A 16035-nucleotide genomic window follows, 5' to 3' on the forward strand; every position below is an offset into this window, starting at 1 on the left:
CTCCTTGCCTCTAAGACAGGCTTCAGACTATTTGCGTACGCGCCATAGCGAATCCACAAAATAGTTTTTTGAATCCATATAATTTTTCACGATTTCAAAACCACCGTTCTCTGCAAAAACTGCCAGTTGATCAATCAGATATTTGTAGGAATATTCAACATGGATAGGCTCATATTCATAAAAGCTAAAAGAGCGGTTCAAGGCATCAATAACGATGGATTGTTTTTTACGGCTGAGCAGATAACTTTCCATTGCTCCCGAATAGACGTTATAAGTGGCATAATGTTGAAACTGCTCTGGATCAAAGTGGGCGCCCAGTTCACGATTCATGCGATTTAGCAGATTCAGATTGAAATTGCGGGTGATCAGATCACTGTCGTTATACGCCTTGTTTAAAATGTTGATATCTTTTCTAAGGTCAAAGCCAATAAGCAGATAGTCATCATTTTGCAGATCGCTGGCAATATTCTTCAGAAAAACCTGGGTATCTTCCTGATTAAAGTTACCAATACTGGATCCTAGAAAAAGAACTACATTTCGTCGTTTAGAGCGCTGACTCAGCCAGTGCAGGCCGCTAAAATAATCGGAGTTCAAAGCGATAAGCTTAAGTTTTGGCAAGTCATGATTAAATTGCTTAACAATCTGATTAAGATAGCGTCTTGAAATATCGATAGTAAAATAAGTGAAATCCAGGGACCTCTGCAGAAACTCATCAATAAATATTCTGGATTTAATTCCTTCACCTGGGCCAAGCTCAATCAGATTAAAACTGCTTTCTCCAAAAATGTCGGCGAATTCCCGCTTGTTGTCTTCAAGAATTTCGAGTTCACATTTGGTCAGGTAGTAATCAGGATGCCTCGTTATCTGATTAAATAACTCACTGCCTTTCTCATCATAAAAATATTTTGAGGAAATGTACTTCTTTTTACTGGAAAGTCCTTTTTCAACATCACGCATAAATTCCTGGCGATCATTCTGCGGGTATTTTCGATCACTTATCGTCTTAATCTGTAAATTTGCATTCATTTTTTATCCTTTTTATTAGTTTGAATCGACAAATTTTCTTCATCCCGGGCCAGACGAATCCCGCTGAATGCCCAGCGTTTATCTGGTTGAAAAAAATTTCGATAAGTAATGCGGATATGAGCCGCAGGCGTTGCACAACTCCCCCCGCGCAAGACTCGTTGGTTATTCATAAATTTGCCATTATATTCACCCAGAGAACCTTCAAGTGATTTGTACCCTGGATAAGCGCTGTAGCAGCTGGCAGTCCATTCCCAGAGATCACCAAAAAGCTGATGAACGTTACCCTTATTTGGCTGAGAGCAGGGCAGCGGGTGGAAAAGTCCTTTGTCCATGAAATTTTCACTTCCTGTTCCCAGTGGATAATGACATGCAAAATGTTCCCATTCTTCCTCAGTGGGCAATCGACAACCTCTCCATCTCGCATAAGCCTCTGCTTCGTAAAAACTGATATGCGCCACTGGTTCTTCCGGGACCAGCTCGTTTAGGCCAGACAACCCAAAAATGAACCATTGATTATCTATTTCATGCCAGTAAAGAGGCGAACGAATTTGCTGCTGCTGAAGCCAATCCCAACCATCAGACAACCACCATTGGGGTTGCTGATAGGCATTGGCCTCAATGAATTCCAGATATTCTCCATTGGTAACCAGTCGATTAGCGAGTGCATAGGGTGTTAATATCTTACGGTGCCGCGGCAGCTCATTATCAAAACAAAATTTGCCGCCTTCGTGGCCAATTTCTGCGATAGTGCCGGCTACTTCAATAAATTTTAAAGAAAGCGGTTCAGCTTTTTTTACCAGGGTTCGTTGCGGCTTATAGACAGGGAATAATGGATTCACGGAAAAATTATATTTAATGTCCATGAGCAATAATTCCTGATGTTGCTGCTCATGATGCAAACCCAGCGTAATCAATGCGGTAACGCGTTCCAGTTGTTCCTCAGGCAGGCGGTCAATCATTTCGAGAATTCGATGATCAATAGCCCTGCGGTATCCAAAAATTTCATTCACTGTAGGACGGGAGAGCAAGCCTCGTTTTGGTCGGGGAAAAGGATGGCCAACCCCTTGATAGTAAGAGTTAAATAAAAACTCAAAATCATTATGAAACAGAGTGTAATCAGGGACAAAGGATTTAAGAATAAACGTTTCAAAAAACCAGGAGGTATGTGCCAAATGCCATTTGGGCGGGCTGACATCTTCAATTGCCTGAATCACATAGTCTTCGGTAACCAGGGGTTCGCAAATAATTTCTGTCTGATAGCGAATAGTCTGATAACTATTTTTAAGCTGTGCCCGATCCATTTTCTAATCCTTCTAGGGAGGATATCATTCATTAATCGATAATGCTTACGCCTTTCCAGAAAGCGATATAATTCTTTATCCTGTTGGCTGCCTCTTTCGGCTCCGGATAATACCAGGCCGCCGCCGGGTTAGTTTTGCCATCTACCGTAACATCATAGTAATGAGCAATTCCCTTCCAGGGACATGTTGAAGTATGGGAACTGCCTGTTAGAAATTCCTGATGTACTGAATCTAAAGGAAAGTAGAAATTTCCTTCCACACGCTCACACTGATTACTTTCAGCAATTATTGTGCCATTCCATATTGCTTTGGTCATTTCCAACCCTCTCTGGTAGTTTCAGGCGCTTGCAGCCTGCCAAGGAAGCTGGCTGTCAGAAAAATGGCTGCTTGTTTCTCAAGTATAGCCTATCACACGACATAGTCCTGGCACTTTGAAGCCAGTTTGTGACAGGATATTGCCTATCTTAAAAAAATATTGTTGTTTGTTCACAAAGATAACAGGTTGTTGCATATACTATTTACGCAACAACGCCGTGCTGGAATGACATTGTCTGCCGGGAAAATAATGCAGCCAAAACCTTCTCTTCATTAGAGGTATTAAGGTACAATTTTTCAATAATCGATTGCCCTTCATTCCATGCAGCTTAAACAATTAAAACTGGCAGGTTTCAAATCTTTCGTAGATCCAACCGTAATTCCATTCCCAAGTCAGCTTGTCGCTGTCGTCGGGCCTAATGGTTGCGGAAAATCCAATGTCATCGATGCGGTGCGTTGGGTAATGGGTGAAAGCGCTGCAAAAAACCTGCGCGGTGAATCGATGACCGATGTCATATTCAATGGCTCATCAACCCGAAAAGCAGTGGGCCAGGCTTCGGTTGAACTGGTATTTGATAACAGCATGGGCCGTTTAACGGGTCAATACGCCAGTTATCAGGAAATTTCAGTCAAGCGCCTAATCACCCGCGACGGCGATTCCTCCTATTTTTTAAACGGAACCCGCTGCCGCCGCCGCGATATTACCGATATTTTTTTGGGAACCGGTGCCGGCGCCCGCGGTTACTCAATTATTGGCCAGGGAACTATTTCCAAAATTATCGAAGCCAGACCAGAGGAGTTACGCGCCTTTCTGGAAGAGGCCGCGGGGATTTCCAAATACAAGGAAAGACGGCGGGAAACTGTGCTAAGAATTGGTCATACCCGCGAAAATCTCTTACGCGTCGCTGACGTCCGGGAAGAGTTGGGCAAGCAATTGCAGCGCCTCGAACGCCAGGCTAAAACCGCCGCGCGTTATCAGGAGTTAGTGGAGCAGGAAAAGCGATGCAAAGCCGAAATCCTGGCTTTAAAATGGGATGCCTTAATCAAGGAACAGGAACAAACCCGTAAAAATCTCGCCCAGTTGCTCATTAGCCATGAACAACATCAAACGCAATCCACGACTGCCTATCGGGTATGTACGGAAATGCGTGAGAGTCTGTATCAAAAGAACCAGCAGTTTCAGTTACTGCAGGAGCAATTTTATCAGCTGGCTACTGAAATAGCCCGCCTGGAAGAAAGTCGTGAACAGCAGCATCGCGAAAAACAACGTCTGCAGAGCGATCAACAGCAATTACAGAATGACTGGCAGACGGTTTGCGAGCAATTGCAACTGGATGCTGAAACCCTGGCATCCAGTGAGCTTAATCAGAAAGAACTGGACGTCAGACTGGATAGCTTGCGCGATGAGCTGGATGAATGTACCCAGGCTTATCAATCGCTGCAGGAAGAATTTGCCGCCTGGCAGAATACCGCCGGTGAAGTAAGCACCCATTTAAACAAACTTACACGTGACAGCCAGCTTGAGCAACTACGCCTGCAGCATATTCAGCAGCGAACGCAGGAATGTCAAATCAGGCTGGAAAAAATTACTATCGAGAAGCAGCAACTCACCCCCATAGACGGGCTTGATGAGCAATTCAATGGGTTGCAGGATGCCCTGTCTGAAACAGCAGAACAATCTGAACAGGCTGAAACACAGAGCCAGCTTCTTATGGCCGATATCCAGGCATTGAAGCGCCTGGCGAATGAAACTGAAAGCAGTCTGCGTCAGCAACAAAGCCGCTCACATCAGTTAAATGTAGAGCAGGCCAGTTTAAGTGCTGCCCTGCACAATCGGGTTAACCAGCAGCATACAATCCCACAACCCTGGTCAGCCAGGCCCCGTCTTATTGAAAAAATGCAGGTGGAAAAAGGCTGGGAATATGCGATTGAGTTAATCCTGGGACTGGGTATGCATGCAGTCGTTGTGGACGATATCAGCGAATTAATGCCGGCGCTCAGCGAACAGCAAATTACCGGGGGAACCTTCACCACCGCGGCGCACACTGCACAGGTTAAACAGGACATTCCCTGCCTTGCCGATAAAATTCAGGGGCTGATTCCTGAATCCGCGGTTAATCTTGGTCGAATTTATGCAGCCGAAGATTTGGAGCAGGCGCGTGCGTGGCTGCCGAGACTCAAGCCCGAAGAGTCTGTGATTACTCCGCAAGGAATCTGGATGGCGCAAGCTTGGCTACAGGTCATTTTGCCGCAAGAGCAATCCGGTGAGAGCTTGCTGGTCAAGCAGCAGCAATTAAATCACTGCCGTGAAAAACTGGCCGAATGCGAAGCGGTATTGGAGGTGCTTCAGGGTCAATTAGAGGAAGTTCGCGAACAAATTCAGAATAAAGAGTTCGAGCTTGAGAACTGGCAGGATAATCGTCGACAGAGGCAGGATCAGCAAAGACAGCTGAAAGCGGAAATAGACGCACTGGAACGACAGATTGCGCATCAGAAACAAATGCGCCACCGTTATGATGATGAGACGCATGAGCTGTATCAGCAGCTCGAAGAGCTAAATCTGGAAAAAGAAGACGTTCAAATCAAACTCAGCCTCACCCAACAGGAATTGCAGCGTTATGAGCAGGAACAGACTCGTTTTAATGCTGAAAAGCAGATCTGGGATGAGCATAGCAAGGCGCGCCGTCAGTCCCTGGACGACTGCCGCAGCCGCATCCATCAGATAGAATTGCAGCGAGAGAGAGAAGCCCTGATTAATAAGCAGCTGAGTGCCAACATTCAGCGAGAGGAAGTCAGGCAGCAGACTATTGGGGAACGTCTGGAAAAAATCGCACAGCGTTTATTTGAGCTTGAAACACCTGATAGCAGCAGGACCAATTCCCTGGATGACAAACTGGCTCAGCATCAGGAGCTGGAAGATGTGCTTTGCCAGTACAGGGAGGCAATTGACAGTTTAAACCAAAGTTTGTCTCATCAGGAATCATTTTACAAAGCAGAGGAATCTGCCGCCAAAACCCTGCAGGATAAAACGCAGCAGGAACAATTACAGCTGCAGACCTTGACTGTTCGGATTGATACTGTTCTGGAAAATCTTAATGAATTGAATGTAAATCCTCAGGACATTCTAAATGAAATTCCTGAGGAAAGTACTTGGGCATTATGCGAACGGCAGTTACAGGAAATTGTTGACAAAATTGGCCGGCTTGGTGCAATCAATCTTGCCGCTATCGAAGAATACGAAACCGAAGCTCAGCGTAAATTGTATCTTGACGAACAGCACAACGATTTAACAGAGGCGCTGTCGACGCTTGAGGCGGCTATTGAAAAAATGGATAAAGAAACGCGGCAGCGTTTACAAATTACCTTTGATGAGGTGAATTCGCGTTTTCAAAGTCTTTTCCCGCGCCTTTTTGGTGGAGGGCGAGCCTTTCTTGAATTAACCTGTGATAATCTTCTGGAAGCGGGAATCATGGTAATGGCTCAGCCCCCGGGCAAGCGCAATAGTACGATTCATCTGCTATCAGGCGGTGAAAAGGCTATGACAGCTGTTGCTCTGGTATTTGCCATATTTCAATTAAATCCTTCACCGTTTTGTATGTTGGACGAAGTGGATGCGCCGCTTGATGATGTGAATGTCGGAAGATTTTGTGCTTTGGTTAAAGAAATGTCACAATTCGTACAATTCCTGTTTATTACTCACAATAAGATCGCAATGGAGTTGGCGGATCACTTAATTGGTGTCACTATGAGGGAACCCGGTGTATCGCGAGTGGTCACTGTCGATGTTGAACAAGCTTTAGTAATGACCGAATCATAATTTATAAAAATCAAATGTCTGGGAAGGTGAGTTAAAACCTTGAAGACGAATTAATAGGAGTCAAACATGCAGGCAAACTGGAGTCTGATTCTCAATGTGGTATTACTCATTGGGGTGGTAATCGCAATCGGGCGATTAATGAAAGCCAGGCGGCAAAGTTTCAGTACGGCGGTGAATCAGCAAGCCAAACCCACGCTGGGAACCGCTGCGGAGAACCGTTCATTTGATGACATTATCGCTGTACGCAAATTGACTCAGGACAATACCGCTTCTCCTGAAGTGAAAGAGGAGCCTGAAATCAGAAAGCATCCAGTTCGTGAAGTCAAAACACCCGTGGTAAGAGCGGTCGTAGAAGAGAAAAAACAACCGAGGGTTAAACCTGGAAAAATGATCATGTTGTTTTTACAGGCTAAGGAAAATCGCCAGCTGGCTGGCTATGAGCTGTTACAGACAGTGCTGGCTGCGGGTCTGCGTTTTGGAGAAGGTCAGTTATTTCACCGCCATCAGCAAGCCAATGGTCAGGGAGCTGTTCTTTGCAGTCTGGCTGCGGCAACCGCAACAGGGGTATTTGATTTGCAGAATATCGGTGCGTTCAGCGTAAAAGGCCTGTGCCTCTTTATGCAGACTTCCGGCGAACCAGAGGTGGATGCCGAACGAATCAGAGCCATGTTTGAAACTGCGAGATTATTAAGTGAGGGCCTGGATGCGCGTTTACTGGATGATCAGCAGCGAGTTTTAAACGAAGAAGGTATGGCAAGGTATTATCAGATGCTTAATATTCCGGAAGAGGAAAGAGATTTGATTGAACTTGCCCACTAGCTTTTGAACTGAGCAGAATTTAAAACCCAAATGAAGCAATTCCGGAAGGACGAGAGTTCATGAAATTAGAAGAAATTACAAAGATACTGGGATGCCCTGAATTCGCAGGTGAAATTCAGCGGATTGTGATTGATAGCCGACAGGTAAAAAAGGGCGATTTATTTGTCGCGTTACAGGGTGAACGCCTTAATGGTTATGAATTTATTCTGGACGCCCAGGCGAATGGCGCGGCGGCTGTTATTTGTGAGCAAAAGCATCCAGAGGCGAATATACCCCAGATTCTGGTGGACAATTCTCTAACGGCAATGACTGAACTGGCCAAAGCCCACCGCCAGAGTATTGATTGTCCGGTGATTGCCCTGACAGGAAGCAATGGTAAAACAACCGTTAAGGAAATGATTGCATCGATTTTACCCAAGCCTTCCCATGCAACCTTTGGCAATCTGAATAACCATATTGGCGCACCGCTCAGTGTCCTGCAGTTAAGCAAAGCGCATCGCTATGCAGTATTTGAATTGGGAGCGAATCATCCGGGAGAGATTGCTCATACGGTTGCCATAGTCAAACCGCAAATTGCTTTGATTAATAACATTGCTCCGGCACATATCGAAGGCTTTGGCTCTATTGATGGAGTAGCCCGTGCCAAGGGAGAAATCTACGAAGGCTTGTCCGAAAATGGCACTGCTGTTGTTAATCAGGATGATCATTATGCCCATTTCTGGGATGGACTATTTACCGACAGAAAAGTCCTGCGTTTTGGATTGCACACTGGCGATGTTCATGCCCGGGACATTACTTATGATGATAAAGGATGTGCCTCATTTACCCTGATACTACCTAATGGAAGTGAGAAAATTCATCTTCAGGTTCCTGGAGAGCATTCTATTCGTAATGCGCTGGCAGCCTCAAGTTGTACTTATGCTGCCGGTATTAGTTCTGTAGATATTGCCAATGGTCTCAATACCTTTTCGGGTGTAAAAGGCAGGATGACTTATTTGGCCGGTAAAAATAATTCCATTGTCATTGATGATACCTATAATGCTAATCTTCGCTCAGTATTAACGGCTGTCGATGTGCTGTCGAAGCGGCAGGGCAAGCGTATTTTAGTTTTGGGTGATATGGGTGAACTGGGTGCCTGGACACAAAAACATCATGAAGAAATTGGTCAGGCCGCTCTGTCTCACGGCATCGATTTACTCCTGACCTGTGGCCGGCAAAGCGAATTCACCAGCAAGGCATTTGGTCAGGCTGCCAGACATTACACCAGTCAGGACGCCCTGGCCCAGGATTTACTGCCGCAATTGGACAGCAGCACGACAGTATTGGTAAAGGGCTCTCGATCGGCTGCAATGGAGAATATTGTCCACCAGTTAGTGGCTTGATGTGGCCCTGCGGACACTGCCACTAAGTTGAGAAAGCTTTGTCATTCCCGCGAAGGCGGGAATCCATTCCTCAGTTGGCATTATAGCGAGATCAGGGATGGATCCCCGCCTTCGCGGGGACGACAGGTTAATAGAAAATTGATCTTAACTTAATGGCAATACGCTTGTCTCAAGGCGGGCTACAAATTGAAGCCTGGTTTGTGGTATTCTTGCCCGGTTTTGCGTTTGTATTTTGCTGGAAAAAAACAACTGGCAGAAAAAGTATTTAAATATTAATTATTTTTGAGGAATTCCCAACATGCTTTACTGGTTAACGCAGCTTATACAGGGACAGTATCATGCGTTCAGAGTGTTTCAATATTTGACCTTTCGCTCAATTCTTGCGGCACTCACGGCTCTTTTAGTAAGCCTGTTTTGCGGTCCATTAATGATTCGCTGGCTTCGCAATTTGCAGATGGGGCAAGTGGTGCGTAATGACGGTCCGCAAACTCATTTGTCAAAGGCAGGAACACCCACTATGGGGGGCGTACTGATTCTTGTGGGGATTACTGCCAGCAGCTTATTATGGGGCGATTTACATCAACCCGCCTTGTGGCTGGTTCTGCTGGTAACACTGGGCTTTGGTGCGGTAGGCTGGATTGACGATTATCGTAAAGTCGTTCGTAAAAACAGCAGGGGTTTGCCAGGGCGTTGGAAATATTTCTGGCAATCGGTAATCGCAATCCTGGCCGTACTTTATTTATACCTCAATGCCAACTTGCCGGTGCATACCCAGCTCACTATCCCTTTCTTCAAAAATCTGATAGTCAATCTGGGACCGCTATTCCCGATACTGGCTTATTTTGTTATCGTTGGCAGTAGTAATGCGGTGAATCTGACCGATGGACTGGATGGTCTGGCCATAGTGCCTATTATAATGGTTGCTGGAGCGCTTGGTGTATTTGCCTATGCCAGCAGCAATGCGGTGTATGCTCATTATCTGTCTATCCCCTTTGTACCTGATACTGGCGAGCTGACTATATTCTGCTCAGCGGTTTTGGGCGCAGGGCTTGGCTTTCTCTGGTACAACACCTATCCGGCTCAGGTGTTTATGGGCGATGTCGGCTCATTGGCATTGGGCGCTGCCTTGGGAACGGTTGCAGTAGTAGTTAGACAAGAGCTGGTTCTCCTGATCATGGGCGGCTTGTTTGTATTGGAAACTATGTCGGTAATTTTACAGGTGGGTTATTTTAAATATACCGGTGGCAAACGCTTGTTCCGTATGGCGCCCCTGCATCATCATTTTGAGTTAAAAGGCTGGTCGGAACCTAAGGTTATCGTGCGTTTCTGGATTATGACAATAATCTTCGTTCTTTGTGGTTTGGCTACATTAAAGTTACGATAGGAAAATTATGAATCAATCATTGTATCTGGTTGCCGGTCTTGGAAAAACAGGGCGTTCAATAGCAGGCTATCTACATCGTCGTAATTTACCTTTTGTGGTATTTGATACCCGCGCAGAACCTGCTGGTTTAAGCGAATTCAGAACTGATTTTCCAGGAGTTGATATTTTCCTGGGGCAGTTTCCAGATGAAATATATGATCAGTTAAAAGAAATCATTGCCAGCCCTGGCATTTCTCTGGATGAGCCTTTTCTGCAAAAAGCGATTGAAAAAAAAATTCCGGTAATTGGTGATATCGAATGTCTGGCGCGAGAAATCCAGGCTCCGGTTGTCGCAATTACCGGCACTAACGGCAAGTCCACTGTAACCACCCTGGTTGGCGAGATGGCCAAAAAAGCTGGCTTGTCTGTGGCTGTTGCAGGCAACATCGGCCTGCCTGTTCTGGATTTACTCGATGATAAACAACACTATGATCTTTGGATTCTGGAACTCTCAAGCTTCCAGCTTGATTTAATCTACAGCTTGTCTCCGGTTGCGGCCACCATATTAAACATCACCCCCGATCATTTGGACAGACACCACAGCATTGAAGCTTATCGGTTTTCCAAACAGCGAGTTTATCGGAATGCCGGGCTCTGTGTGTATAATCGCGATGACTGGCAAACCACACCGATTGAGCAAGAGGCAGCTCATAAGGCAATCAGCTTTGGCTTTAGTCAGCCCACAGCCGGACAATGGGGAATTATTCGCCAGGCAGAAATGAACAGTCTGGCCTTTGAAGAGAATTGCATCATTCCAGTAAACGATATCCTGATTAAGGGCAAGCATAATTGGCAAAATTCACTCGCTGCCTGTGCTTTAGCAACCGCCGCAGGAATCGATACACAAAGTATTCGTGATGTGTTAACCCGATTCGCCGGACTTCCTCATCGTTGCCAGTGGGTGAGAGCGCTGGATGGGGTCGACTGGATTAATGACTCGAAAGGAACCAACATTGGAGCGGCCATATCAGCGATATCAGGAATCGGCGGTGCCATGCAGGGGCGAATTGTTCTGATAGCCGGTGGTTTGGGGAAAGGGGCTGATTTTAATGAATTGCGTACTCCTGTGAGCGAATACGTGCGCTCGGTTGTATTAATTGGAAAAGATGCTGACCAGATTGAAGCCGCGTTGACTGGAGTCGTTCCGGTGTTAAGAGCATCAAATCTTGATAATGCCGTAGCACTTGCCAGAGACGAGGCTAAACCGGGGGATGTGGTGCTGCTTTCTCCTGCCTGTGCGAGTATGGATATGTTTAAAGATTTTAATCATCGGGGCGAGGTGTTCAGCGAAGCAGTCAGAAGGTTATAACGATATGCAACCCAGGCATTATACTCAACGCGGTAAACCCACGAATAAACCTTTAGCCCTTTATGACAGATGGCTTATGGGGGCGGTATTGGGTTTGATTATCATTGGCCTGATGATGGTTGCTTCAAGCGCCGTTATGATTTCAACCAAATATTATCATCAGCCTTTTCATTTTCTCATTCGCCAATTCTGTTATCTGTTCGCGGGTTTTATGGTGGCTTTGGTTATCATGCGCATTGACAGCAGCTCCTGGGAAAAATTGAGCATGCCGCTTTTGCTGGTCTGCCTCTTGATGCTGCTGGTGGTTTTGGTTCCTGGCATTGGCCGGACAGTGAATGGCAGCCGGCGCTGGCTGGCATTTGGCCCTATTGGCATTCAGGTATCCGAACTCGCCAAAATGACCATGATCTTTTATGTTTCGGGCTACCTGGTACGGCAGCAACAGTCGATCAGACAATCGATTCTAGGCTTTATAAAACCCATGATTATTTTGGGTGTGGTCGCGGTTTTACTACTAATGGAGCCTGACTTTGGTGCCACAGTGGTCATAACCGGAACTGTGATGGCGATGTTATTTCTGGCTGGGGTTAAATTTCGTTATTATGCCGGCTTACTACTGGTGGTAGGGGCGGCTCTGGCTTTACTGGCTATTTCGTCTCCCTATCGTGTCGCCAGATTGACAGCCTTTCTTGATCCCTGGGCGGATCAATACAATAGCGGTTACCAGTTGACCCAGTCTTTAATCGCTTTCGGACGAGGCGGATGGATGGGAGCCGGGCTTGGCGACAGCGTTCAAAAATTATTCTATTTGCCTGAGGCGCATACGGATTTCTTATTTGCTGTACTGGCAGAAGAATTAGGTTTGCTGGGTGTGCTTCTAGTATTGATTTTGTATAGTATACTGGTGTGTCGAGGTTTATTAATTGGGTATACCGCGCATAGCCAGGAGAGGCTTTTTGCTGCTTACGCTGCCTATGGTTTAACCTTTTGGCTGGGATTACAGGCAGCTATTAATATGGGTGTGAATTCAGGGTTACTGCCGACAAAGGGCTTGACGTTACCCCTGCTGAGTTATGGGGGCGCAAGTATGGTGGTAAATTGTATGGTCATTGCATTACTGCTGCGTATCGATCATGAAAATCGTTGGCAATCATTGGGATTAAGATCGCCAGCCTAATAGAAAATAAAGGGGAATTGTGTGAATAGCTTGGGACACTTTCTTTCGCCAAGGATGGGGCGGGTGGAACAGATTCATTTTGTTGGAATTGGCGGTGTTGGCATGTGTGGTATCGCTGAGGTGCTGCATAATGAAGGATATCGGGTAACCGGCTCTGATATTAGCGAAAATAAAACGGTTCAACGCCTGCAATCTCTCGGCATTAAAGTTCACATCGGACATCGCGTGGAAAATATTCATGGCGCGGATGTGGTCGTTCGATCAACCGCTGTCCAGTCTGAAAACCCCGAAATTATTGCAGCACATGAGCAATTAATTCCCGTTATCCCTCGGGCGGCTATGCTGGCAGAGCTTATGCGCTTTCGCCATGGGATCGCTATTGCCGGTACTCATGGTAAGACCACTACAACCAGCCTGGTCAGCAGTATTCTGGCCGAGGGTGGTTTTGATCCCAGTTTTGTTATCGGCGGCAAGCTTAATAGCTGCGGCAGTAATGCGCAATTAGGTAAATCGGCTTATTTCGTTGCCGAAGCGGATGAAAGCGATGCCTCCTTTTTATACCTGAAGCCAATGATGGCTGTGGTTACCAATATCGATGCCGATCATATGGCCACTTATGATGACAATTTTGACAAGCTTCGCAGCACCTTTGTCGAGTTTCTCCATCATTTACCTTTTTATGGTCTGGCAGTGGTTTGTCTTGAGGATGATGAAGTGCGGCGTATATTGCCGGCTATCCAGCGGCCGACCAAAACCTATGGTTTCCGGGAAGATGCACATTTCAGAGCAGTGGATTGGACGCAGAATGGCCTGCTCAGTGAGTTTACGGTCATCAGGCCCGCACCCCACAAACCTCTGGCGATTAAGTTCTCCTGGCCGGGCAGGCATAATGTATTAAACGCTTTGGCGGCAATTGCCATTGCGACTGAGCTTGATGTGAGTGATGAAGCGATTATCAATGGCCTGTTCAAATTCCAGGGTGTGGGTCGCCGCTTTCAGATTTTAGGTGAGCGCCGCTTTGAACAAGGCAGTGCGATTGTAGTCGACGACTATGGCCATCATCCCCAGGAAATTATTTCAACTATCGACGCATTTCGTCGAGTGTGGCCTGATCGGCGTCTGATTCATATATTCCAGCCGCACCGATACAGCCGCACTCACTCCCTTTTTTCACAGTTTGTAGATGCCTTGAGTCTGGCCGATGAGCTACTGTTACTGGATATTTACTCAGCAGGAGAAGCTCCGATTGAAGGCGTTTCCAGTCAGTCGCTTTTACAGGAAATTCGTAAAAACTTCCCCAATGCCCGCCTTATTAACGAGCAGACATTGCAGTCGACCCTTGATGAAATCGTTACTGAAGGTAATGTCATTCTGATGCAGGGTGCTGGAAATGTTGGGCAAATGGCAATCAACCTGGTACAAGCCATAAGAGAGCCAGCATGAGCACAATCAATCTGCAATCTGCGGAGCTGACTTATCAGGGTGAGTTGTTGCTGCATGAGCCTTTGGCTGATTATACCACCTGGCGAGTAGGGGGACCGGCTCATAAACTGTATAAGCCAGTGAGTATTGAGGACTTGGCTGTTTTTCTGAAGCAATTGCCAGCCGATGAACCCCTGCTCTGGCTGGGGCTGGGCAGTAATTCTCTCATTCGAGATGGTGGTTTTCCGGGAACGGTTGTTCTGACTCAGGGATGTTTGAAAAACGTTCATCTTGTTGATGAGACGACTGTTCAGGTTGAAGCAGGGGTTTCCTGCGCCACAATGGCCCGTTTCTGCGCACGCAATAATCTGGCGGGCGGAGAGTTCTGGGCGGGTATTCCTGGAACGATGGGTGGTGCTTTACGAATGAATGCGGGTTGTTTTGGCAGCGAAACCTGGAAGGCGGTTGTTCAGGTTGAGACTATGACTCGACGAGGTGAACGAAGAATTCGTAAGCCTGAAGAATTTGAAATTTCCTATAGGCATGTTTCTGGATTAGCTGATGATGAGTGGTTTATTGCGGCCACCTGCCGTCTGGAAAAGGGAGAAAAAGAACAGTCTCTTAAACTGATTAAAGAGCTGCTCGCGCACAGAGCCGAAACCCAGCCCACCAGCGAATATAACTGTGGTTCAGTCTTTAGAAACCCGCCAGGCAATTTTGCGGCCCGATTAATTGAATCCTGTGGGTTGAAGGGAAGGCAATTGGGTGGGGCTGTAGTATCTGCCAAACATGCCAATTTTATTATTAACCAACATGGAAATGCTTCTGCTAATGATATTGAATCGTTAATAGAGCTAGTGCGTGAAACAGTTCATCAACAAACAGGCGTAGAACTAATTCGCGAAGTACATATCATCGGAGCAAAACATGTCTAATTTAATTAATCTCGTACTTCTTTATGGTGGAAAATCCGGCGAACATGAAGTGTCACTCATTTCTGCCGCCTCCGTATTAACTCAGCTCCGAGCCGATAAATATCGGATAATTCCTATTGGTATTGATAAGGAAGGGCGATGTTATTTAAACGATTATCAGGAGCTGCTGGCCGCTGGGAAAAGCCTGCCAGTGCAGACTGAAAAATCCCGGCTTCTTCCCAGCCTGTTTGTCAATGGCCATTTAGCGGTTGAAGCCGATGTAGTCTTTCCTGTAATGCATGGGCCCTTATATGAAGATGGCTGTATTCAAGGTTTGCTGGAATTGGCAGATACGGCCTATGTAGGTTGCGACGTCTTGGCGTCTGCTATCGGCATGGATAAGGACATGGCGCGACGCCTGGCTTGCTATGGTGATATTCAGAGTGCGAGATACCGCATGCTGTCCTGGCATGCGAGTGCGAAAGAAAAACAGCAGTTTTGCCAGCAGATGATTAGCGAATTTGGTTTGCCGCTTTTTGTGAAACCCTGCTCGCTCGGTTCTTCAGTAGGAATTCATAAAGCCAAGACAGCCGAAGAACTTGCCCGCGCGGTAGACGACGCGCTGCGCTACGATGAAGCGATTCTGGTGGAAGAGTTTATTGCCGGTCGGGAAATTGAATTATCAGTTCTTGAGAATAGTCAACAGCCTGCCGAGCCTTTGGTTAGTGTGGCTGGTGAAATAAAAGTTAACCATGCGGATGGGTTTTATTCCTACACGGCCAAATACCTGGAAAGCGAAGAAACTGAATTACACATTCCCGCCAGTCTGCCTGCTTCTTTACTGGAGCGATTACAAAAAATGGCAAGCGCTATTTTTCTGCGCCTGAAGTGCAAGGGAATGGCAAGAGTCGATTTCTTTGTTAACGAACAGACTAATCAGATTTATTTTAATGAAATCAACACGCTGCCTGGGTTTACTCCTATCAGCATGTATCCGAAGCTTTGGGATGCCAGTGGTCTTTGCTATCCTGATCTGCTGGATAAGTTGGTTGAACTGGCGATGAGACATCATCGCTGTAAACAACAGTTAGTGACCAATTATCAGTAGGAACAGGAACGAATTGCCGGGC

At 46.4% G+C, this 16035-nt stretch carries 12 protein-coding genes; 9 read left to right on the forward strand and 3 right to left on the reverse strand.

Annotated features, from left to right (window positions below):
* Positions 1–27: 27 nt before the first annotated feature.
* Genes egtD through LXA66_RS09845 form a run of 3 tightly spaced genes read right to left on the reverse strand, consistent with a single transcriptional unit; the run spans position 28 to position 2643 of the window.
* A complete protein-coding gene (egtD, locus tag LXA66_RS09835) occupies positions 28–1026 on the reverse strand; it encodes an L-histidine N(alpha)-methyltransferase (protein ID WP_233012997.1) in 999 nt (332 codons plus the stop codon).
* Positions 1023–2327, reverse strand: a complete 1305-nt coding sequence (egtB, locus tag LXA66_RS09840) for an ergothioneine biosynthesis protein EgtB (protein ID WP_233012998.1) — start codon at positions 2325–2327, stop codon at positions 1023–1025. The genes egtD and egtB overlap by 4 nt, the downstream gene beginning before the upstream one ends.
* A gap of 31 nt (positions 2328–2358) precedes the next feature.
* Positions 2359–2643: a DUF427 domain-containing protein gene (locus LXA66_RS09845; protein ID WP_133139857.1), complete on the reverse strand. Its 285-nt coding sequence runs from the start codon at positions 2641–2643 to the stop codon at positions 2359–2361.
* Between the two features lie 321 nt (positions 2644–2964).
* Between LXA66_RS09845 and smc the strand changes: the two genes are divergently transcribed.
* The 9 genes from smc to LXA66_RS09890 all read left to right on the forward strand — a co-directional run bounded on the left by smc (position 2965) and on the right by LXA66_RS09890 (position 16013).
* Positions 2965–6459, forward strand: coding sequence for a chromosome segregation protein SMC (gene smc, locus LXA66_RS09850; RefSeq protein ID WP_233012999.1), 3495 nt, complete (start codon positions 2965–2967; stop codon positions 6457–6459).
* A gap of 66 nt (positions 6460–6525) precedes the next feature.
* Complete coding sequence (locus LXA66_RS09855) at positions 6526–7278, forward strand: cell division protein ZipA C-terminal FtsZ-binding domain-containing protein (protein WP_233013000.1); 753 nt, start codon at positions 6526–6528, stop codon at positions 7276–7278.
* A gap of 59 nt (positions 7279–7337) precedes the next feature.
* On the forward strand, positions 7338–8660 hold the full coding sequence (gene murF / locus LXA66_RS09860; protein WP_233013001.1) for a UDP-N-acetylmuramoyl-tripeptide--D-alanyl-D-alanine ligase: 1323 nt from the start codon (positions 7338–7340) through the stop codon (positions 8658–8660).
* A 298-nt stretch (positions 8661–8958) separates the two neighbouring features.
* On the forward strand, positions 8959–10044 hold the full coding sequence (mraY, locus tag LXA66_RS09865) for a phospho-N-acetylmuramoyl-pentapeptide-transferase (protein WP_058506299.1): 1086 nt from the start codon (positions 8959–8961) through the stop codon (positions 10042–10044).
* A 7-nt stretch (positions 10045–10051) separates the two neighbouring features.
* Positions 10052–11392 (forward strand): UDP-N-acetylmuramoyl-L-alanine--D-glutamate ligase, encoded by a 1341-nt coding sequence (murD, locus tag LXA66_RS09870; RefSeq protein WP_233013002.1) that lies wholly within the window; start codon positions 10052–10054, stop codon positions 11390–11392.
* Positions 11393–11396: 4 nt separating this feature from the next.
* Positions 11397–12569, forward strand: a complete 1173-nt coding sequence (gene ftsW / locus LXA66_RS09875; RefSeq protein ID WP_058506297.1) for a putative lipid II flippase FtsW — start codon at positions 11397–11399, stop codon at positions 12567–12569.
* A gap of 54 nt (positions 12570–12623) precedes the next feature.
* On the forward strand, positions 12624–14012 hold the full coding sequence (murC, locus tag LXA66_RS09880) for a UDP-N-acetylmuramate--L-alanine ligase (protein ID WP_255665354.1): 1389 nt from the start codon (positions 12624–12626) through the stop codon (positions 14010–14012).
* A complete protein-coding gene (murB, locus tag LXA66_RS09885) occupies positions 14009–14926 on the forward strand; it encodes a UDP-N-acetylmuramate dehydrogenase (RefSeq protein WP_233013004.1) in 918 nt (305 codons plus the stop codon). Before murC ends, murB begins: the two co-directional genes overlap by 4 nt.
* The gene (locus LXA66_RS09890) at positions 14919–16013 is read left to right on the forward strand and encodes a D-alanine--D-alanine ligase family protein (protein WP_233013005.1); all 1095 of its coding nucleotides are present in this window, start codon (positions 14919–14921) and stop codon (positions 16011–16013) included. The genes murB and LXA66_RS09890 overlap by 8 nt, the downstream gene beginning before the upstream one ends.
* The last annotated feature ends 22 nt before the right edge of the window (positions 16014–16035 follow it).

This window comes from Legionella sp. 16cNR16C, from assembly GCF_021297775.1.
Taxonomy (GTDB): domain Bacteria; phylum Pseudomonadota; class Gammaproteobacteria; order Legionellales; family Legionellaceae; genus Legionella_C; species Legionella_C quinlivanii_A.

Bases quoted from the DNA above. Each gene is read 5' to 3' on its own strand.
- LXA66_RS09855 (WP_233013000.1), top strand. From the start codon at position 6,526: ATGCAGGCAAACTGGAGTCTGATTCTCAATGTGGTATTACTCATTGGG.
- ftsW (WP_058506297.1), top strand. From the start codon at position 11,397: ATGCAACCCAGGCATTATACTCAACGCGGTAAACCCACGAATAAACCT.
- LXA66_RS09890 (WP_233013005.1), top strand. From the start codon at position 14,919: ATGTCTAATTTAATTAATCTCGTACTTCTTTATGGTGGAAAATCCGGC.
- LXA66_RS09845 (WP_133139857.1), bottom strand. From the start codon at position 2,643: ATGACCAAAGCAATATGGAATGGCACAATAATTGCTGAAAGTAATCAG.
- murC (WP_255665354.1), top strand. From the start codon at position 12,624: ATGGGGCGGGTGGAACAGATTCATTTTGTTGGAATTGGCGGTGTTGGC.
- murF (WP_233013001.1), top strand. From the start codon at position 7,338: ATGAAATTAGAAGAAATTACAAAGATACTGGGATGCCCTGAATTCGCA.
- smc (WP_233012999.1), top strand. From the start codon at position 2,965: ATGCAGCTTAAACAATTAAAACTGGCAGGTTTCAAATCTTTCGTAGAT.
- murB (WP_233013004.1), top strand. From the start codon at position 14,009: ATGAGCACAATCAATCTGCAATCTGCGGAGCTGACTTATCAGGGTGAG.
- mraY (WP_058506299.1), top strand. From the start codon at position 8,959: ATGCTTTACTGGTTAACGCAGCTTATACAGGGACAGTATCATGCGTTC.
- murD (WP_233013002.1), top strand. From the start codon at position 10,052: ATGAATCAATCATTGTATCTGGTTGCCGGTCTTGGAAAAACAGGGCGT.
- egtD (WP_233012997.1), bottom strand. From the start codon at position 1,026: ATGAATGCAAATTTACAGATTAAGACGATAAGTGATCGAAAATACCCG.
- egtB (WP_233012998.1), bottom strand. From the start codon at position 2,327: ATGGATCGGGCACAGCTTAAAAATAGTTATCAGACTATTCGCTATCAG.